The sequence below is a fragment of the Lysinibacillus sp. G4S2 genome, from assembly GCF_030348505.1.
GTDB lineage: Bacteria > Bacillota > Bacilli > Bacillales_A > Planococcaceae > Lysinibacillus.
Genome location: NZ_JAUCFJ010000002.1, coordinates 2,065,858 through 2,084,865, shown reverse-complemented (window position 1 = coordinate 2,084,865; position 19,008 = coordinate 2,065,858). Strand labels below are relative to the sequence as shown.

Annotated in this window: 21 protein-coding genes; 3 read left to right on the top strand and 18 right to left on the bottom strand. The window is 36.2% G+C overall.

The genetic code is table 11. The features are described from left to right. Nucleotides 1-5 precede the first annotated feature (5 nt). The 8 genes from QUF91_RS10655 to QUF91_RS10620 form a co-directional block, all read right to left on the bottom strand. The gene (locus QUF91_RS10655) at nucleotides 6-419 is read right to left on the bottom strand and encodes a GNAT family N-acetyltransferase (RefSeq protein WP_289420044.1); all 414 of its coding nucleotides are present in this window, start codon (nucleotides 417-419) and stop codon (nucleotides 6-8) included. A 291-nt stretch (nucleotides 420-710) separates the two neighbouring features. After that, the gene (locus tag QUF91_RS10650) at nucleotides 711-1,316 is read right to left on the bottom strand and encodes a zf-HC2 domain-containing protein (RefSeq protein WP_289417752.1); all 606 of its coding nucleotides are present in this window, start codon (nucleotides 1,314-1,316) and stop codon (nucleotides 711-713) included. Beyond that, complete coding sequence (locus QUF91_RS10645; RefSeq protein ID WP_289417751.1) at nucleotides 1,306-1,821, bottom strand: RNA polymerase sigma factor; 516 nt, start codon at nucleotides 1,819-1,821, stop codon at nucleotides 1,306-1,308. The genes QUF91_RS10650 and QUF91_RS10645 overlap by 11 nt, the downstream gene beginning before the upstream one ends. Before the next feature lie 184 nt (nucleotides 1,822-2,005). Beyond that, the gene (locus QUF91_RS10640) at nucleotides 2,006-2,329 is read right to left on the bottom strand and encodes a YnfA family protein (RefSeq protein WP_285400410.1); all 324 of its coding nucleotides are present in this window, start codon (nucleotides 2,327-2,329) and stop codon (nucleotides 2,006-2,008) included. Nucleotides 2,330-2,559: 230 nt separating this feature from the next. Next, on the bottom strand, nucleotides 2,560-3,297 hold the full coding sequence (locus QUF91_RS10635; protein ID WP_289417750.1) for an urease accessory protein UreH domain-containing protein: 738 nt from the start codon (nucleotides 3,295-3,297) through the stop codon (nucleotides 2,560-2,562). Nucleotides 3,298-3,316: 19 nt separating this feature from the next. Next, the gene (locus QUF91_RS10630) at nucleotides 3,317-3,580 is read right to left on the bottom strand and encodes a hypothetical protein (protein WP_289417749.1); all 264 of its coding nucleotides are present in this window, start codon (nucleotides 3,578-3,580) and stop codon (nucleotides 3,317-3,319) included. An 86-nt stretch (nucleotides 3,581-3,666) separates the two neighbouring features. Then, nucleotides 3,667-4,239, bottom strand: coding sequence for a F510_1955 family glycosylhydrolase (locus tag QUF91_RS10625; RefSeq protein ID WP_289417748.1), 573 nt, complete (start codon nucleotides 4,237-4,239; stop codon nucleotides 3,667-3,669). Nucleotides 4,240-4,409: 170 nt separating this feature from the next. Beyond that, a complete protein-coding gene (locus tag QUF91_RS10620) occupies nucleotides 4,410-5,261 on the bottom strand; it encodes a LysR family transcriptional regulator (RefSeq protein WP_289417747.1) in 852 nt (283 codons plus the stop codon). Nucleotides 5,262-5,372: 111 nt separating this feature from the next. On the opposite strand from QUF91_RS10620, the gene QUF91_RS10615 reads away from it, so the two are divergent. Beyond that, nucleotides 5,373-6,140: a sporulation protein gene (locus QUF91_RS10615; protein WP_289417746.1), complete on the top strand. Its 768-nt coding sequence runs from the start codon at nucleotides 5,373-5,375 to the stop codon at nucleotides 6,138-6,140. Between the two features lie 57 nt (nucleotides 6,141-6,197). Here QUF91_RS10615 and QUF91_RS10610 read toward each other — a convergent pair whose 3' ends face one another. The 6 genes from QUF91_RS10610 to QUF91_RS10585 all read right to left on the bottom strand — a co-directional run bounded on the left by QUF91_RS10610 (nucleotide 6,198) and on the right by QUF91_RS10585 (nucleotide 11,182). Then, complete coding sequence (locus QUF91_RS10610) at nucleotides 6,198-7,145, bottom strand: ABC transporter permease (protein WP_289417745.1); 948 nt, start codon at nucleotides 7,143-7,145, stop codon at nucleotides 6,198-6,200. Further along, nucleotides 7,114-8,037, bottom strand: coding sequence for an ABC transporter ATP-binding protein (locus QUF91_RS10605; protein WP_285400403.1), 924 nt, complete (start codon nucleotides 8,035-8,037; stop codon nucleotides 7,114-7,116). Before QUF91_RS10605 ends, QUF91_RS10610 begins: the two co-directional genes overlap by 32 nt. 5 nt (nucleotides 8,038-8,042) lie before the next feature. Continuing rightward, nucleotides 8,043-8,738, bottom strand: coding sequence for an ABC transporter ATP-binding protein (locus QUF91_RS10600; RefSeq protein ID WP_285400402.1), 696 nt, complete (start codon nucleotides 8,736-8,738; stop codon nucleotides 8,043-8,045). Beyond that, nucleotides 8,739-9,104: a GntR family transcriptional regulator gene (locus QUF91_RS10595; protein ID WP_289417744.1), complete on the bottom strand. Its 366-nt coding sequence runs from the start codon at nucleotides 9,102-9,104 to the stop codon at nucleotides 8,739-8,741. Beyond that, nucleotides 9,101-9,889, bottom strand: a complete 789-nt coding sequence (locus QUF91_RS10590) for a hypothetical protein (RefSeq protein WP_289417743.1) — start codon at nucleotides 9,887-9,889, stop codon at nucleotides 9,101-9,103. The genes QUF91_RS10595 and QUF91_RS10590 overlap by 4 nt, the downstream gene beginning before the upstream one ends. Before the next feature lie 423 nt (nucleotides 9,890-10,312). Then, nucleotides 10,313-11,182 carry a gluzincin family metallopeptidase gene (locus tag QUF91_RS10585; protein ID WP_285400398.1) on the bottom strand — a complete coding sequence of 290 codons (870 nt, stop codon included), beginning with the start codon at nucleotides 11,180-11,182 and terminating at the stop codon, nucleotides 10,313-10,315. Between the two features lie 156 nt (nucleotides 11,183-11,338). Between QUF91_RS10585 and QUF91_RS10580 the strand changes: the two genes are divergently transcribed. Beyond that, entirely contained in the window at nucleotides 11,339-11,527 is a 189-nt protein-coding gene (locus tag QUF91_RS10580) for a hypothetical protein (RefSeq protein WP_289417742.1), read from the top strand. A gap of 446 nt (nucleotides 11,528-11,973) precedes the next feature. Here the strand turns inward: QUF91_RS10580 and QUF91_RS10575 are convergent, their stop codons facing one another. From QUF91_RS10575 to QUF91_RS10560, 4 genes are read right to left on the bottom strand one after another with little or no spacing between them, the layout of a single operon-like run. Then, nucleotides 11,974-12,732 carry an ABC transporter ATP-binding protein gene (locus tag QUF91_RS10575; RefSeq protein WP_289417741.1) on the bottom strand — a complete coding sequence of 253 codons (759 nt, stop codon included), beginning with the start codon at nucleotides 12,730-12,732 and terminating at the stop codon, nucleotides 11,974-11,976. A gap of 3 nt (nucleotides 12,733-12,735) precedes the next feature. Then, a complete protein-coding gene (locus QUF91_RS10570) occupies nucleotides 12,736-15,054 on the bottom strand; it encodes an ABC transporter permease (RefSeq protein ID WP_289417740.1) in 2,319 nt (772 codons plus the stop codon). After that, nucleotides 15,039-16,349 (bottom strand): MFS transporter, encoded by a 1,311-nt coding sequence (locus tag QUF91_RS10565; protein ID WP_285398587.1) that lies wholly within the window; start codon nucleotides 16,347-16,349, stop codon nucleotides 15,039-15,041. The genes QUF91_RS10570 and QUF91_RS10565 overlap by 16 nt, the downstream gene beginning before the upstream one ends. After that, the gene (locus QUF91_RS10560; RefSeq protein ID WP_483308082.1) at nucleotides 16,330-16,980 is read right to left on the bottom strand and encodes a TetR/AcrR family transcriptional regulator; all 651 of its coding nucleotides are present in this window, start codon (nucleotides 16,978-16,980) and stop codon (nucleotides 16,330-16,332) included. Before QUF91_RS10560 ends, QUF91_RS10565 begins: the two co-directional genes overlap by 20 nt. Nucleotides 16,981-17,248: 268 nt before the next feature. Between QUF91_RS10560 and QUF91_RS10555 the strand changes: the two genes are divergently transcribed. Beyond that, nucleotides 17,249-18,115 (top strand): pentapeptide repeat-containing protein, encoded by an 867-nt coding sequence (locus QUF91_RS10555; protein ID WP_289417739.1) that lies wholly within the window; start codon nucleotides 17,249-17,251, stop codon nucleotides 18,113-18,115. The last annotated feature ends 893 nt before the right edge of the window (nucleotides 18,116-19,008 follow it).

Genomic DNA, 19,008 nt, shown 5'->3' with positions numbered 1-19,008 from the left:
TATATTTATTTGTTTGAAATTCCAGACTGCATTTCGTAATTTCTAACGACCATTCCGTTTACTTTTATCATTCCAAACTTCTCATAATAAGGAACTAAGTCATCCTCACAGCACAAATCAACCATATAAATATCATCAAGCTCTTTTAACATTTGTTTGACTAATTCCTTGCCAATGCCTTTATTTTTATAGTCTGGCAAAACTTCAAGGAACGGAATGTAGGCTGATAGAACCCCATCGCTAATCGCTGTTATAAATCCAACTACTTGATTCGTATTATCGTCTAAAGCAATGACCACTTTATTACTGTGTTTTAACAGCTTTAAGTGAGTTTGTGGATTTGGTGGATTAGGCCAATCAACAAAAAAGCCATTCAGCATATCAGAAGAAATTCCATCAAGTGAATTTTTGTATATCAACATATATCAACTCCTAAATTATTTTTTAATTTTAGGCTGATGATATATATCAGAAATAAAGTAACAAAATTGCGACCTCCAAACTTTTTTGGGATTACTTTAAGATATTTCGATTCAAATTCTAAAAGTCCTTCTTCTTTGTGCTTTTTGTTTATTTTCTAATCCGCCAAAATATATTTCTATAGGTAAACAAAAAGAACGTATATTTTCAATTAAAAATATACATTCTTCTATTTTTTCGTGAATTTAAACGCGTTAAATATCCCTCTTTTTAAAGTGGCTTTCAAGTTTTCAAACTACATTAATAAGAAATTGCCCTTTTTTAGCCTTCAATTCAAAAGAATATTTTATATTATTCTTTAGTTCATCCAATTTCACGCTTTTCCCAGGGGATAGCTTAAATTCATCTACTACAATATGGCCATTTTCATCTTTTATTCTTAAAATTACATCACTATTACTATTTGCATGATTAACGATTTCCTTGTTCCAAAAAACACTATCGAACTTTAAATAATCCTTATCGTCAAAATATAATGTAGTCCACTCATCTTTATCATCTGTTAAATTTACAGTAGCAGTACTCATTGGAAAAAAGATTTGATTTACAGCTCCCACTTCTTGAACAACTAGTGAGCCTATGATTGTGATACTAAAAGTAATCAAAATGGTAATTAAAACTTGAATACGACGCTTTTTATTAATTTTTTTAAATGGTGCTTTTGCTACTATTACTTCTTCTGGCAGAATATCAGTTGTTGGCTGTTCCATCACATCTAGATGTAACCTACACTCTTCACAACAATTTAAATGTTCCTCGACAACTTTAGTAGTATCTTCACTACAAATACCATCAATATAAGAGGGTAATAAATCCTTTATAATATTACAGTTCATTTAGTTCACCTCGGATCCTTTCTACTAATTTTAATTTGGCTCGATAATATGTTACCCTTGCCCAGTTTTCACTTTTATCGAATATCTCTCCAATTTCTTTGAAGCTAAGATTGACGGAAGTTCTAAGTAAAAATATTTCACGATACGGTTCTTTTAATAGATGAATTTCTCTATGTAATGAAATAAATGTATTACGTTTTGCAAGTTCCTCGTCTGGTAATTCCGCATTAGATGGTACATCCAACCCTATTTCCATCATGTGTTCCACACTCATATGGCTATGACGTTTTTCCTTTTTTAAATGGTTATAGTATGTATGCTTTGCAATCTGACATAACCAAACAGACATCTTACATTCACCGTTATATCGCTCAATCGACTTTACAGCTTGATAAAAGGTTTCTTGCGTCAGTTCCTCAGCTAAATCGACATTAGTTGTTAAACAAATAAGAAATCGTTTTACTTCATCTGCATATGATTTGTAAATTTCACTTAAATTCTCCACTGTCCTCCCTCCCCTCACTAGAATCTTAACGGTGACACTTATATATAGATATTAAATAGGATTCGTTACAAAATCTTTTATTTTTTACAAAAAAATTAATTTTTATATAAAAAATCCTTCACAATCATGATTTTACTCAAATTGTGAAGGCTCATAAAAATATTTTAAGGAAACATTTATCCTATCATGAACGAGGTAATAAAATCACCATCACTCCAATTAAACAAATACCTGCTCCGACCCAATCTAGGACATCTGGTTTTTTCCCGTCGATTCCCCAGCCCCACAAAATGGAAAGGACAATAAAGACTCCTCCGTAGGCTGCATAGACCCTTCCAAAGGTTGGGAAGGTCTGAAAAGTAGCGACAACTCCATATAAAGCTAACGCAATCCCGCCTATAATGCCCCAATAAAACGGTTTACCTTCTCTTAACCAAAGCCAAATTAAATAGCCGCCCCCAATTTCGCCGATACCTGCGAGGATAAATAATAATGTTGCACTAATCATTTTTTTCACTCTTTCTATATATTTTTAAAAGAAAATTTTAGCATTGTCTACTCTATTATACATAAAAGCACTTTACCATTAATGAAATCAAAAAAAATTTCGCTTCTCTCCTGTTCAACCAAGGTACAAAAATGGTTTATTTTAATGGGAGATAGGCGAAATATTGAAGTAGATATCGCTATTATGTTTTTACTACCCTTACTTGTACCATACTTTTTGCTATATTTTCTTTAATACAATCCCCAGTATGTAATCGTATCCGTTACGCCTATAATAATCAGAACAACACCCGCTCCGATTTGAATGATTCTCCCCATTTTCATGCTTGTCCGCATAATGAATCTTTTTGCATCAAATAAATGAATAAGCCCAAGTATCACCAAAAGGGGTACAGAGGTTGCCACACCAAAAATCGCCGGCAAAACTAATCCATACGAAGATGTAGCGACTGTTGGCATTAACCACACAAAGAAAAGAACGAACATCGTTGGACAAAAAGCAATGGAAAAACTAGCACCCATCAGAAAGGAACCCAATTTCCCCTCTTTTAAAACGGTCGGAATATACGAAGGAATTCGATTCAGAAATTTTAATTTTAAAATTCCAACCAACACAAGTCCTGTTATAAGCATGATTGGACCAATTGCTTGGCGAAAAATAGGAAAATACTTAGTCATCTTAGTTTCAAAGGACTGACCGAAAAGCCAAGCAAATAAGCCGATTAAACTAAAAACGACGACTTTCCCAAGTATAAAAAACATGATTTCTTGCCAATTGCTTTTCATTTGCAATGTTCGACTTCCATAAAAAGTGATAGCACTCATATTCCCCGATAATTGACAAGGTGCTAATGCGCCTATTAATCCAAGTAGAATCGCAATAATAAACGGTGAATGTTCATAGGAGTTTAAAAATACTGTTATAGGTTCACTGATGATTTGGCTTATTTTCGACATCAAACTATACATATAGAAACACCTTCTATTTTTATTCTAATAACTCACCCTCGGCAGCAAGTTTATTCCAAGTAATACCTTCATCTTTCGTTAGATAAATATCAATATTGTTTGTCATAAAAACGATTTCTTTAGGATTTTCAGGGTTTGTTGCGATATATAAAATGGGCTGTAAATTTTCTTCTTTAGGTAATGGAATGTTTTTTTCATCTTTTTTATCAAAGAAGAATGCCTTAAGCTTTACTTGCTCATTTTCGAAATTTGAATAGAATCCGCCTATTTGATTTAATATCACAAATGTCACCATTTTAGCATGATTGATTAATGTAAAGTTTTCACCTTAATCATTGGACATAAATACCCCATCTTGACTCCCTACTACTAATAGCTCCTTTTTCGTGGATGTGCTGCTAAATTAGAAAGTGTATTCGAGTTGTATCCCTTCATTTTAACCTTTGTCCACGATTCCCCTTCATTTTCAGAAAAATGTAATCCAACTTCCATGTCATTAGTAGCGGTTTCATTATAAACATACACCATATTAGAATTATAACCAGCTGCAAGATAATGGAAATCGTTTTCTCCATAAAACGACAATTGTTCAAAGCTCGCACCGCTGTCAGTACTTTTTATTAAGCCAAATGGATTTTTCAAATTTGATCCTTTTTCGGGATGTCCGCTCGCAAAGAAACCATCTCTTGTCGCTTGAAAGCCCATATAATCATGTTTCTGACCATTCGCTTCTCGCCATCCATCTTGACCATATTTGTATAAACCATTGTGCGTTGCTATGGCTATTTCTTGTTGACCATTTATATAACCTAAACCATGGATATGTTCTACTGTACTATTTTTAATTTCTTCATACGTAAATCTCTTATCCTCATTAGCAATACAAGCAGATAATACAGATATTGCAACTAACAAACTAAACATTATTTTTCCTGCTTTCATTTTTCCACTCCTCCTTAAACTAAGGTATCAATTCTGACATTCCACAGTTTAAAAGGTAAATATGAATAAATGATGCAGATTAACGCGAATAAAGCTTGATTAGAACTAATTTTGACCAAATTATGTCTATGTTTAAAGCGGCAATAGGGTTTATTAGCTTGTTCCTTTAGTCAGTAGATGGAATGACAAACCGCTAAGAATGCCTCAATATCCGCAGACAAATATTTCGATAAAAAATAGGTATTTGAAACAATATGGGAAAATTCCTGCACCGAGTAGCTATGAAGCAATTGCTGCTGAAATTCCGCCTCTATCACACTCTTTGGTAAAAAGGCGATACCTAATCCATGTTTGACAAAGTTTTTGATGACCTCTGTTTGATTAATATTCATACTTTTATAGCTTGGGAATCGTTGTAGTACTTGTTGTATGTCTTGCCAATAAGGTGCATATTCATGTGTTAAAATAGTTTCCTGCTGTAAAAGAGTCAGTGCATCTGTTGCTCTTTTTGACATCGGAGCAATCAATTGAAGTGGTTCCTGTGCTAGAAGAACTTCGTGAATGTCTCGTGTTGTTGTCAATTTTGATAAGCCGATATCTACTACACCTGCATATACCGCTTCTCCGATTTCATTGGATTTTAACAGTTCAATCGTTATTTGAATGGCAGGTCTTTGCTGCTGAAATGTATGAATGATTATCGGTAAAGTAGAATTAGCGATTTGAGGTGCAACACCAATTGTTAACTGAGATGTATACCCATTCATAAAGGACGCAGTATTTTGTAATCCTTCATCAATTGTTGCAATCATTTTCTCTGCTTGTAGTAAAAAATGGGCACCAATATGATTTAATTTCACATGCTTACCCTGTCTTTCAAAAAGCGTTGCTTGAAGTTCTTTTTCTAGATGTTGCATATGCTTCGATACTGTCGATTGAGTAATAAAACGTTGTTCTGCCGTCTCACGAAAATTCTCTGTTTTCGCAGCAACAATAAAAGTTCGTAACCATTCTGTCTCCATAAGTATGCCTCTCTAGTTTTTCATTCATTATATCGAAAACTGTTCACGTCTTGAAACCTTTTCCAAAATTATGCGTATGTATAATTATAAAAGTCAATAGGAGGAATTTGGATGTCATTTTTTAACAAAGCATTTGCAAGTATTGGGATTGGCTCGGCAACAGTCGATACAATACTAGAGAAGTCTACATACCAGGCGGGAGAAGTTATGCGTGGTGAAATCGTTGTACAAGGTGGAAATGTTGAGCAGCAAGTCGATACTATTTTTTTGTCGGTGAATACTACTTACATTCGAGAATCTAATGACCATAAATATACGGAAGTCGCAGCTCTACAAAAAGTTAAAGTAACAGAGCCATTTGTGATTGCCAGCGGTGAGAAGAAAGTATTTCCTATTTCATTCACATTGCCATTCGAAACACCTATTACGGCGGGTAAAACAAAAGTATGGATTCAAACTGGGCTTGATATTAAAAATGCAGTAGACCCAAATGATCGAGATTACATTCGTGTCCAACCTTCCGAGCTTGCAGAACGTATTCTCGGTGCAATTAACGGACTTGGATTCCGTTTACGCGAAGCCGAATGTGAGCAAGCGCCAGCCAAATTCCGTGGGTACTATCCATTCATTCAAGAGTTTGAATTTGTGCCAACTGGGCAATTTAGAGGACATTTAGATGAACTTGAAATCGTCTTTTTATCTCAAACTAATCATTCAGTAGAATTACTCATGCAAATTGATCGAAAAGTAAGAGGTATTGGTAGCTTCTTCTCTGAAGCTTTAGATATGGACGAAAGCAATTTCAGAACAACAATTACGATACAGGACTTACCTAATATTCAAGCAAAGCTACAGCAAATTATTTCCAAACATTTGTAGATTCAGAAATAAAATAGAAAACACGGTACGAAAACCAAATTTCATACCGTGTCTTTTTTATGCTGTCACATCACGTTTCATGAAGGACGTATAGCTAATCACAAGGAAAATAACCGCATAAATCGCGAGAATTGTAAGAGAGAATGGCATTGTAATACCTTCTACCATTAAATTACCACTTTCATACTGTGTTAAATTAGAATGTGTTATCCAAATATATTTAACAAATTCGTATCTACTTAAGAACATCACAATCATTCCACCCATAAACGATAAGAACATCGTTAAACCAATCGCTAAAGAGCTTGAACGGAAAACTGAGCCCACTAAGAAAGCAAACAATGTTGACATCACAAAGTCTCCGCCAGACAGTAAGTAGTGATATGCTAAATCATTCCATACTGCTTTTTCAACAATCTGACCATTGACCATCTCTAATTCAACACCCGTTGTACCGCCAAATAGTATTAACCCTACTAGAGCGCTAACTACTACATTGACAACAACTAAAAAGAGTCCGAATATGAAGGTTATCAATAATTTTGAAGTTAATATTTTTGCACGTGACATCGGACGTGTTAACAGCATTTTAATCGTACCTGTTGAGAATTCATTTGATACGATACTTGCTGCGATAATCACTGTAAACAATGTCACTAAAGTTAGCATATTACCTGCAAATGACATAAAGCTTGCAAGGCTTCCCTCTGTTTGAGATGGCACGTCATTTGCTAATCGATACTCAGAAATAGCAATTTGCTCTTCAATGTGTTTTTTATCTGCTTCTGAAACATCGTCACCCTTCAACATGTCTTTATTATTATTAATGACCTGTTGTTCACTTTCCTGCCACGATATATCCTCTGTCGTTTTTGTATCATAGTATTTCATCATAATACCAGGACCAACAATAAAGAGGATTAATAGTGCGACCATTGCCCAAGTTCCTTTTTTATGCCACAATTTCATCCATTCATTTTGAATTAGCTTCAGCAATTTGGCCACCTCCTGTCATTTCTAAGAATTGATCCTCTAATGTTTTTTGATGTGGTTGTACGGCAAATAATTGAATATCTTCATTGACAAATTGCGTAATTAGTTTCGGAATATCCTCTTTCTTTATTTCTACCACGTAACCATTATTCTCTTTAACAAATTTGTAATCGAGCTTTTGTAGGTGAGCAGCAGCCTGTTCATTTGGTGTAGCTTCAATATAATAAAACGAAGAAGTTTCAATGTGAATATCACGAATATCGATAAGCTTACCATTTTGTATGACAGCAACTCGATCACACATTAACTCAATTTCAGATAATAAATGGCTAGAAACAAAAACAGATACTCCATCCTCAGCCGCGATTTTACGTAAATACATACGAAACTCACGAATGCCTGCTGGATCTAGACCATTTGTTGGTTCATCTAAAATTAAAAATTTTGGTCGATGAAGTAGTGCCTGAGCAAGTCCTAAACGCTGACGCATCCCAAGTGAATACGTCGATACTTTTTCATGAATGCGTTTCTCTAGACCGACCTGTCTAACCACCTCTTCAATACGCTCTTTTGTGACGTTTTTATGCATGCGCGCAAAATGCAATAAGTTTTTATAACCCGTCATAAATTTATACATTTCCGGGTTTTCTACAATTACGCCGATCTTACTAATTGCTTCTTCATAATTCTCCTGTAAGGAAAGGCCATCAACAATAACTTTCCCCTCTGTTGGATGCATAAGCCCTGTCATCATACGAATAGTCGTCGTTTTCCCTGCGCCATTTGGTCCTAAAAATCCAGTGATTTGACCTGGATATAAATCGATATTTAATTGCTGAATTAATTGCTTACCACGAATAGTTTTTGATAAATTTTGCAATTGAACTATTGGTTGTGTTGTCATTAATTTCATCCTTTCTTATAATACGTCTTCATCCATTGCACAGCATCCTTATTCGTAATATCTCGAATCGTCTCTACTTCCTCATGTGCAATAATCGATCCATTTTGTAGTAAAATGATTTGATCTAAAATAGGTTCTACCTCATATACTTCATGCGTTGATAACAGTATTGTTTGGTGTTCAATATCTGTAAATTGAATTAACCCTTTAATAAGCTGTTCACGAACAATTGGATCCAGGCCAGAAAATGGCTCATCCATTAAATAAAAGGGTACTTCTCGCCCAAGAGTTGCGGCCATTTTCATTCGACCTCGGTTCCCCTTTGATAATTGCCGTAGCTTCATATTTTTATCAACGTTTAAAAACTCTGCAACGATACATGCCTTATCATACGAAAAATCTTCAAATTGAGAGGCATAGTGCTGAAAAAGCTGCTCTCCTGTGTAAAAATCAAAAAACAAATCAATATCTGGTAAATAAGCAATCTGATCAGCACTTCTACGTGTAACAGCCTTTCCATTTAGCAAGACCTCACCACTAGATGGTCGTAATAAGCCCGCTAATACTTTTAATAGTGTCGACTTGCCACTCCCATTTTCTCCAACAAGCCCAATGATTTGGCCGACCGGAATAGAAAAAGTCACATCTTGCAAAATTGGCTTTTTCATATAACGAAAAGAAACATTGGAAAGTTGTAGCATTTATTTCACCTCACGATTTTTTTGTAATACAACGAGCATCTCTTCCTTGGAAAATCCAAGTGCTTCAATGGAAGATAAAAAATTATCTGCCAATTCGTTTTTCATATCTTCTCGTAAAAGATCAATCCGCTCTTCATTGGTTGTAATAAATGTACCTTGACCTCGTTTCGTTTCCGTTATATTCATGGCTTCTAACTCCTTATACACGCGTTGTACGGTATTTACATTAACACCTGTTTCGACTGCATATTCTCGAACAGAAGGAAGTCGATCCCCAAGCACTAACTTTCCTTTCAAAATATCTCCACATATCCTATCTACAAGTTGGCTATATATGGGCTTATCACGTGAAAAGTCGATTGTCATCGTAAAACCACCTTTTCAAGCCACTTCGTTGCTACGATAAATAGGATTGCGATCAAAATTGTAATCCCTACTTCCTCCACAACGTAAAGCGTGCTGATATTAAAGTCCATAGTCGATACTTTTGCCTTAGGTAAATAGTGTTCCAACCAATCTAATGGAATTTCAATATGTAGGAAAATATTAGCGTACAGCTGGCTTTCAGTAAATTTATACCATAAATTCATACTGAAGAAAAAAGCACCCATCATAATAACAATGGAAAAGCGACCAATAAAGTGCTTCATTTGGAGATAAAATGCTAAAAATAATAGCAGCATGACAAGCATCATCCATTGTAAAATGACTGAAAGTCCTACAGTAAGTATTAGTGCTAATAATATTTGTCCAAAGTTGGCAACAAACTCATCTTTTACATTGTACATGGCTATAATTATAAAAATTAAATTGTAGATAGCATATCCAATTAGGGAAAAAATAACTTTAACACCTACAAGCTGTGAAATAGAACTAGTGGAATGTAGCCATATTTCTTTGATCTTTAAATCATGTCGCATACTAGCTAAAAATTGTAATACCGAAAAAAATCCGCCTAATACAATCACCATCATTGTGAGTGCAAATGACAGCTGATTTTTCGGTAATGTAAAGCCATCAACAAATCGCTCTACTAAATATGGAATCACCAATGACAACATAATCCCTGCAAAAATCCCAACAAATAGCCATGCCCTAAAAAGCACCCATTCCTTTTTAAATAACCCTGCAAAATTTTTCAACTCAAACACCTCGTGTTATAGTGTACTAGTTGAATAGTACACTATAACTTTTAAGTTTGCAAGCATTAAATACAAAAAAAGGGAAGAGCCTTTAAAATACAGGCTTCTTCCTTTATTTTGTAATGAGATTAAGTTTAAAAAAGTTTTGCTGAATACTTTTATATTCTACGACACACGGTCTTGTTAAATTTTTTATGTACTATCAGGTGCGTTTTCCATAGAGTTAACAAGCCTTGCAAAAAAAATACGGCATCGTATTGTTATGAAGAAGAATACAACATCCTCTGTTTTTTGAATAAGAGATAGGTAATATAACCGGTGTAGTCGCTATTACTTCAAACACAATTTTCAATTAATTGCTAACAACTTACTTTAAATCACATCTTACCGTTTTTTCTTTATCATTTGCTTCATGTAAACTTCTACAATAAATTATTCCTTAGCGAAAAATTTGGGGTCAATTTGATCAATAACTGAAGTAACAGTATAAAAAGATTCTATTTTCCTTTTGTCATCATATGTTAATGCCGTTTGTCTATTTTTAATAAAAACTACCCAATCATTTTCTATCTCACTTATGTTCTTTCCGTATATTTCTTTTATTTTTTTAGCCAAGTCCTCTTCGTTGTATAGTTGTTCAAACTTTTCTAATCCATAAGTGTCAATTAAATAAGTAATAAAAGAAGCTGAATGAATATAGCTCATCCATCGAAGGGTGTACTCTTTTTGGCTTGTAAGAGCTGGGCGAAAATAGGCATCGTCTTGATTCGGATCTATCAACTTGCTAATTGGTATAAATTTGTTTGAATCGATAAAGTACTTCATAAGCTTATGGGTATATGACTCATTTTCCCCATACGTATCTTCCATATAGGTAGCAAAACCCTCCTGCGTAAAATAGCCCCTGCTTGTATCAAAATTATTGCCATAACCAAGTAAGGAATGTGTCAGTTCATGGACAAGTGGATATTGGTTTTCCTTAATGTCATATAGTTGAAGTTCCGATTTCAAACCCCAAGACACTCCATTTCCTTCATTGAGAAATACATTTATTCTCTCGGATGGAACATATGCAGTATGAATTGAATTCTGAATTTCATCATAGGCATTAAGGAGTTCCTCTTTTATTGATTCTACTTTTTCTTGTGGGACCTTAATTTTATTAATAATTTCAAAGGTAATTTCCCCATCCGGTGTAACGACAATATTTTCATCATTTTTTCCTTTAGGAACAACTGAATCCTGAGTACAGGCTGTTAATAAGAATATCAATATAAGGAAGAAGTTTCTAAATTTAAACATATTACCTCCTAAAAAAGTATTTTCCAGTTAATATGAATTCCACATCCAGAAGTTTCATTTTTTTCAAAAAATAAGGCTCATTACCAAAAGTTGTGGATGACATTTGTTAAAACATATGCCATGTATTAGTTGATCTCGTTTCGGCTGGGCGACTCCTTGGGGATTAGCGTCACAGATGAGACCCTGGAGCGAGTAAAACGGCTCATCGGACGCCCCAAGAAGCTCTGCTCTGCGCGAAAGCGAAGCGTCAGCGGCAAATGTTTTATCTGTGCGAAAGCAAAGCGACAGCAACAAAGTGCACAGCCGGAACGGAAATCACCCCCTCATTTTTCGAGAGTTGTCTAAGCGCAAGAGACAACTTTTTCTTAGTATTGAAAAACAAAATGATCAAGGTAATCTTTGTGATTGTTTTAGTGTCGAGCCCCAAAACTGAATCGCTAAAGCTCCTTTCGTTCGTTTTATAGGAATACTTTGAAGATTTATCGAAACAAAATCGCTCTTTATCGAAACTTTTTGAGCTTTTATCGAAACAAAATCTCTTTTTATCGAAACTTTTTGGGCTTTTATCGAAAACAGCTCATTCTATCAAAGAAATCAACCACACTTTATGGTGAAGAGCCAAAAATAATGACAACTATAATTTATTCGTACAAGTAAAAGCAGAGGTTGGTTTGTGAACCAATCCCCCTGCTTTTCTCTAAAACCAATCATTTATTGCCAACTCGGTACGAAACTACTCTAGAAATCTTATATTTTTCATTATGAGATTCAGCGTTAGTTGATACGGTAATTTATATTCCTATTTCCCACATTTTCTCCGTTACTTTCCCTATTCTGCCATCAACATTTGTACCGTCAAACTTCGGAAGCTTTAGCTCACTGACGAGTTTTCCGTCGAGCATAAACATTATGCGTTCCGTACGCGCCGCAACCTTTGCATCGTGAGTCACAAGCATAATCGCAGTACCGCCCGCGTTAATTTCAGAAAAGATGTCCATGATCTCCTGGGCAGATTTTGAATTAAGTGCACCGGTAGGCTCATCGCCGAAGATGATTTTCGGGCTGTTCAAAAGCGCTCGACATATTCCCGCACGCTGTAGCTGCCCTCCTGAAACTTGTGTAATATCGCGCATTTCAAGCTCCGCAATGCCTACCCTCTTCATAAGCGCTCTTGCTTTCTCTGAAATTTTTGCAACATTTTTTCTATTATCGCGAATTGATGGAAGAATAATATTATCGAGAATATTTAGATTTTTAAGCATAGTTGGCTGCTGAAATACAAAGCCCATTTTAGTTCTACGTAAATCTGAAAGTTCAGCCTCACCGACTGACGATATATCACTTCCATCAAAAGTAACCCTTCCGCCATCAACATTGTCCATGCCGCTCAATGCAAACATGAGCGTTGATTTTCCCGAGCCCGAGGGTCCCATGATCGCAACAAACTCACCCTCGTTTATGTCAACAGACACGCCGTCGAGAACATTGTGTTTTTCATCGCCCTCGCCGAAAGATTTTACAATATGTTCACCGATTATAAGATTTTTCATAAGCTACTCCTTTATATTTTCGGATATTTTTATTTTCCCAACGCCCGATGTGCCAATGATTGTTGTGATAAGTACCGAACAAATCATCAATAACGGACAAAACACGTATGCCGAAAGTGGATTGATTGAAAAACTAAACGATGACGCCCCGAACGAGGTAATAACTGCACCTGCAAGTACTTCTCCAAGAGTGTTTGCCAGAAGTGTACCGACAATTATTCCGATAATTGATACAAATAACGCCCGCGAACCGTACTGCACCGTAATATCCAAATTTGTAAAACCGAGTGCTTTCATTATAGCAATCGAATATCTATCCTTTGCGACAAGCATTTTCATAAACAACAGTGTAACTAGAATCGTTATCACAAGTGCAATCGCAATTGCGGCTAAGGAGGCTTTTTCGACTGATTTTATAGTCGAACCGAAAGTTTGTTTGACAAACTCATCAATATTGGAAATCTTAGCAAAAGTAAATCGGTCCGCATAGTTAGAGATTGTTTCATCGACAAGGGCTTTATCTGAAAGCTTTGCACAAATAACGCTCCACATGATATTTTCCGAATGGTCGGTAAATATAGCCTTTGCCGTTTTACCACCGTTCGTAATGTCAGAATAAATACCACTAACCGTGAGCTTATCCTCCTTCCCCTTCATGATGACCGTAATTGTATCGCCGACCTTTTTGCTCATTTCATCAGCGTTTAAAGCTGAAAGTGCAATTTCGTTTTCTTTGGCGGGTGCTCTGCCCTCGGTATATTCAATAGGGAATATCGAATGGTCGCCAAGTTCGATTTTTATATTTTCTTCCGAACCGTCTTCCATTTTTGTTTTGAATGTCTTTGTTGTAAGGATGGTATACTTTGAAATGGAACTGTCGCTGTTCATATATTCTAAAACTTCTGCGGCTTTTTTAGAGATTTGATCAGTTTGTTGAATATCAAGACGAATATCGTAGTTTCCAATTCCCATATATTTAATGAAGCTTGTTGAGGAAATCGTGTTGTATAGATTCTGTGGAACAATAATGATAAATGCCGAAATGACAAGTACTGCAAGCATTGTGGCATAAAGTCTTTTCCTTGCGAGAACATCTTTGATCCCAAGGAAAAGATTCGTATTTAACAACTTATTTTTGTTCAGGCAAACACGTTTTGCGCCTGCGCTTTTTTCCTGCGAAATGCCAAAGCGTATTGCTTTTGCCGCAGATATTTTCCGAAAGCGTCTCAGCACGCCGCTTACATAGGCTATTATTGCAAGGTATACAAGTAGAATGCCGATGATCCCTAAAGACGTAGCAAAAGAAGAGTTTTCACTTTCCCCCATATAAAGCCTGATGTTTTCTAGCAGCATGTTTTTGAACATCAACGAAAGTGCATAACCGAGAATACTACCCACTGCCGCAATTGCTGCGTACTTCGCAAGATAAATTTTCTTAATATCGGAAAGGCGTAGCCCTATTGCCTTCATAACACCAATTTCACGATAATCGTCTTCGATTTTCGCAAGGAGTGTAAAGCGTATGCACATAAATGCGATAGCAACGACAAGAACGCTTATAAGAAGAATAACTGCTATCATAATTCCGTCAGAAAATGCGTTAATTGTTTTGAAAAGTGGATATGTAATCGTTGGTCCGTTCGCTTCAAGTCCCGCGGAAGCATAAGCAGTTTCAAATTCACCGAGCGCCGATAAATCCTTTAATCTAAACTCAATCAAATACTCCATACTTCCACGGCTTTTAATTGCAGCGTAATCATTTGCACTTACGAGAAATCTTTTTGAAGAGGACAGCATAGAATTCATCTGTGAATCCCGGAGGAATCCTGCTACAGTAAATTCCTTTCCGCCTATTACGGCTTTATCACCTACCTTCGTAGTGGCGTCCTTCATATAGTTTATTGGAACATAAAGCTCGCCATCGGATACATTAATAATGTTTCCATCAAGATCAAGAAGATAATCAAACTTTTCACTCTGTATGCTAAAACCATTGTCTTGAACATTATTCGCAAGTGAACGATCACCTAAAATAATTTGACTGTTATCCACGTTGAGAAACTCAAGCACTTGAAAATCATCGACATTGCTGTTTTGCTCCGCGAAGTTTGTAAGTCGGACAGTATCGATATCCCCAGAGTGCATTTGCATAAAATGCGGTGTCTTCGCCTGATTCATAAGTGAATCGATAGCACTTGAAAGATTTACTATAAGTATCGCCGATAAGGAAACGAGCATAGCCGCAACAGCGACAAATAACGTTGTTGTCAGCGTTATCAGTTTGCTTTTTAAAAAGTCATTACGGATTATTCTGTAATACATACGTCACCTCTGTTTTCAAGCTTTTTCACTGATTTCAAGTTGAACAAAATGAATGAAGTAATACTTAATAAAATTCCAGCGATGATGATGAGGAAGCCCGTTCCCCTACCTTGACCTGTACCGGTAATTTTTCCTACGCTGTCAGCAAGCAATCCACCGTCAACTAGTAAAGGAGTGAACACATAATCTGCAAGTATACCCGAAAGCGCATAGGCCGCTACAAATCCAAGCTGTGAAATTACCCCTATAAGTGACCATGCTCTACCCTGAACCTCATTATCAATATTGGTACGAACAAGAAAATCCAATGTTGAGTTTGCAAATGGCATCATGGCAAAAAAGAAAAAGCCTGAAATACAGATCAGTACTATATTTTCCCGAAGTCCGAATATCGCCATAAATATCCCTTCAAAAAACAGCGAAAATGCAAGAATTTTCACATATCCTTTTTTTATCGGAAGAAATCCTATGATTACACTGGATACGAGCATCCCAGTAGCGACAATAGTTTCCACCATTCCGATGACAGAACTGTTCGTAAAAGTAAGCAACATCGGAATAGAAAGTGTTTCAATAATGCCAAGATAAAATGTCAGCACCGATGTCATGATAACAAGAACGAGTACACCTCGATTATGAGAAACTGCACGCCAACCATCTTTGAACTCATTGAAAAATGATTGTGTCTGTTCATATTTCTTTGAAGCAAGACCTCTTCGTACAGCAAGCGCTGAGATAACCGTTACAAAAAATGTACAGATGTCGATGACAAGTAAAAGTTTTATATCCGAAACGGTGAGCAAAAATCCCGCAATGATGGGCGAAATCAAATATTTTGCAGAACCCGCCATCTGGACCAAACCGCTTGCCTTCGTGAACTGTTCCTCGGACAGTAAATCCGTAACCGTAGCCTTGTATGCGGGATCAAGCAACGATGAAAACACCGAGCTTATTGTAACTCCCACACAAATCTGCCATAGTAGTGCTTCCCCGCTAAGCATACATATAAGAATATAAACAAGACCTATCGCTGAAAGACTGTCGCCTAACACCATTAAAAGTCTTCGATCATAACGATCCGCAAGCACTCCTGCCACAGGGCTTAAAAGAAGCGAAGGCATAAACGCAAGTAAAGTGACAAGTGCCATTGCTGATGCCTTTCCAGTCTGCTGGAAAACATAAATCCCAAGCCCAAATGCTGTAAGCCCGCTTCCTATTGCTGAAATTAGCTGCCCCGACCAAAGCAGAAGAAATTTTTTGAAAAGACGCTCGGAATCAACCATCGTTGTTTCCATTTTCTTCACCCCCATTGCCAAACATCTTCATCATGTACATAAGACCCCCGCTTTGGACACCGAGTAGCCTTTCTACGTTGAATATAAATGCTGGTATTCGCGATAGACGCTCTTCATTTGTCATTTCAACCATATCATCATCAAAAACGGTATTCGTATATGCCACAACCATTTCCATACATTCATACGGATAAGGCGTATTGAATAATCCTTGCTCAATACCTTCACGGATTATTTCCGTCAAAATCGGAGGAAGGCCGTTAATTACAACCTTTTGTATTTTCTGATGCATGAGTGCGTTTTGAGGCTTATGTATATGCTCAATAATTTCCTTGCTGTTTCCACCACTTATGTTTAATGCCATTACAACACGAATAATACGCTCGTTGACGGGTATGCTCTTATCTGCGGCAATTGCCTTCGCAGCACCTAAAATTTGGACGTTATACCGCTCAATTAGCGCGTCCATAATATCTTCTTTCGACTTGAAGTGATAATACAGTGTTCCTCGTGCAATCCCAACCTTTTCGAGAATATCGTTGGTACTTGTGCCATCAAAACCCTTCTGACTGAAAAGCTCATCCGCTGCATCAAGTATTTCGTTCCTACGTTCTTCCGCTTCTTTTCTCATTTTTATGCCTCCCTTATAGACCGACTGTCTGTCTATAGAAATTATAGCCTTTCACAATATATTGTCAATAGCAAACATTGAATTTTGTGAAAAATTACATACCCTATCATTGCACTACCACTTTCGTTTAAGTAAATTTATTCACATCTGGGACTGCCGCTTTGCTTTCGTCACAAAAAAACTTTGCAGAGAAAAGTTAAAATATCATTTCATAGTTAATTAGTGATAGAATCTTATGTAAGTTTATAGTTAAGAGAGGAAATCAATGATGTCCGAAACAAAAAAAATGGATCATACAATGGGAAAAAAGATACGTGAAAGTTTACAGGCGGATTGTCAAAGCTGTTTTGGTCTATGCTGCACGGCTTTAAATATTGCTGCCTCTAGCGACTTCGCCATTAATAAAGCAGCTGGAACACCTTGCCCAAATCTACAATCAGATTTTAGCTGTCAAATTCATCATAAACTTAGAGATAAAGGGTTTAAAGGATGTACAGTTTTTGATTGTTTAGGCGCAGGGCAAAAGGTTTCACAAACAACTTTCCATGGACAAGACTGGCGACAATCCCCTAAAATTTCTGAGAAAATGTTTCGTGTCTTTCCAATAATGGAACAACTTTATGAAATGATTGCCTATGTAGCAGAAGCATTATCGTATAAGGTTGATTCGTCCCTGTTTAACAAGCTACATTTGCAATTAGAACAACTACAGCTTGCAACAGAACTGGAAGCAGATGCATTACTAGCAATAGATATCCCTAATTTTCGACTGCCGGTGAATATTTTACTATTAGAAACAAGTGAGCAAATTCGCCAAAGCCTAATTGTAAAGATAAGTGAAAAAAACTCTCGAAAGTATGATTATAGAGGGGCCGATTGGATGGGAAAGAATTTAAAAAGTAAGGATTTAAGAGCAACTGACCTTCGAGGATCTTATTTAATTGCTGCTAATCTTGAAAATGCAGATTTAAGAGGTGTTGATTTTATTGGCGCAGATTTACGTGATGCCAATTTACGCGGCGCAGACCTATCAACAAGTATGTTTTTAACACAAATGCAAATTAATTCAGCTCAAGGCAATCATCAAACAAAATTACCCTCCCACTTGAAACGTCCATCTCATTGGGATCACTAACTGAAAAAAGAGGATAGAACATAACTGGTCAAAACCTTAAAAAACACGAGAAATCAATTTTAGAAACGTTGATTTCTCGTGCTTTTCTGATGTGAAATTTTTTAATTTTTCTTTATAAACAAACTTATGTCCCAGCCTCTAAGCTGTAGAAGCGCTCCTGTAATTGCGTGAAAAACATAACAAAAGGACTTACGTTTATAAGTTGTAGTACCCACAAGCCCTCTAGATTGTTGGAAGTGAAAATTTATTTTTATTTCAGAAATTGAATTTTGAAAATTGCACCTAATGTTTATACAACCCCGATTTCTGCAAAGTTGTATTTATAGAATATAATTAATTATGAAAAGATTGAGAACCCAACTGACTATTGAAATGATTATAATACTCCACGCATATTTCTTACGCTGGGTTACACCCACAATTCCCATGATCACCCCTAATAATGGTGAAAATAGAATACTAATAATATACGCAAAAATATTGTAGGTTATATAACTATAAATGTAGATTTCGTTACTTTCATTACCGTATTTCTCACTATCCATCTTCATTCCCCCCATCTTGCTTTTTCTTAACTAACCGAATAATCTTTCTAATCAACTATGCCGTGGCTTAATTGTGTCCGGAATCGGCCTGTGTTTGCACGAGACTTCTATAGCTGACGCTTTGCTTTCGCTACAAAAAACAATTGTAGCTGACGCTTTACTTTCGCTACAAAAAACAATTGCTGAATGAAGTTAAAACAATTGTAGCATGGAAGTGAAGTAATTGGTAGGGAATGGAAAATGTGTAGTAAAGGGACAAACTGTTTCAAACAATAATTCGATGAGTTCTAAACAGATTCAACTTTGAGTTAGCTACCGTAGCAATTTTAAGATTAATAAGCCTATTCG

What these genes read in the sequence shown, in the direction of transcription:
- QUF91_RS10565 (WP_285398587.1), bottom strand. Translation starts at nt 16,349, where the DNA reads ATGGAAACAACGATGGTTGATTCCGAGCGTCTTTTCAAAAAATTTCTT.
- QUF91_RS10560 (WP_483308082.1), bottom strand. Translation starts at nt 16,980, where the DNA reads ATGAGAAAAGAAGCGGAAGAACGTAGGAACGAAATACTTGATGCAGCG.
- QUF91_RS10640 (WP_285400410.1), bottom strand. Translation starts at nt 2,329, where the DNA reads ATGATTAGTGCAACATTATTATTTATCCTCGCAGGTATCGGCGAAATT.
- QUF91_RS10625 (WP_289417748.1), bottom strand. Translation starts at nt 4,239, where the DNA reads ATGAAAGCAGGAAAAATAATGTTTAGTTTGTTAGTTGCAATATCTGTA.
- QUF91_RS10570 (WP_289417740.1), bottom strand. Translation starts at nt 15,054, where the DNA reads ATGTATTACAGAATAATCCGTAATGACTTTTTAAAAAGCAAACTGATA.
- QUF91_RS10595 (WP_289417744.1), bottom strand. Translation starts at nt 9,104, where the DNA reads ATGACAATCGACTTTTCACGTGATAAGCCCATATATAGCCAACTTGTA.
- QUF91_RS10585 (WP_285400398.1), bottom strand. Translation starts at nt 11,182, where the DNA reads ATGTTTAAATTTAGAAACTTCTTCCTTATATTGATATTCTTATTAACA.
- QUF91_RS10605 (WP_285400403.1), bottom strand. Translation starts at nt 8,037, where the DNA reads ATGACAACACAACCAATAGTTCAATTGCAAAATTTATCAAAAACTATT.
- QUF91_RS10575 (WP_289417741.1), bottom strand. Translation starts at nt 12,732, where the DNA reads ATGAAAAATCTTATAATCGGTGAACATATTGTAAAATCTTTCGGCGAG.
- QUF91_RS10555 (WP_289417739.1), top strand. Translation starts at nt 17,249, where the DNA reads ATGTCCGAAACAAAAAAAATGGATCATACAATGGGAAAAAAGATACGT.
- QUF91_RS10615 (WP_289417746.1), top strand. Translation starts at nt 5,373, where the DNA reads ATGTCATTTTTTAACAAAGCATTTGCAAGTATTGGGATTGGCTCGGCA.
- QUF91_RS10635 (WP_289417750.1), bottom strand. Translation starts at nt 3,297, where the DNA reads ATGTATAGTTTGATGTCGAAAATAAGCCAAATCATCAGTGAACCTATA.
- QUF91_RS10650 (WP_289417752.1), bottom strand. Translation starts at nt 1,316, where the DNA reads ATGAACTGTAATATTATAAAGGATTTATTACCCTCTTATATTGATGGT.
- QUF91_RS10620 (WP_289417747.1), bottom strand. Translation starts at nt 5,261, where the DNA reads ATGGAGACAGAATGGTTACGAACTTTTATTGTTGCTGCGAAAACAGAG.
- QUF91_RS10600 (WP_285400402.1), bottom strand. Translation starts at nt 8,738, where the DNA reads ATGCTACAACTTTCCAATGTTTCTTTTCGTTATATGAAAAAGCCAATT.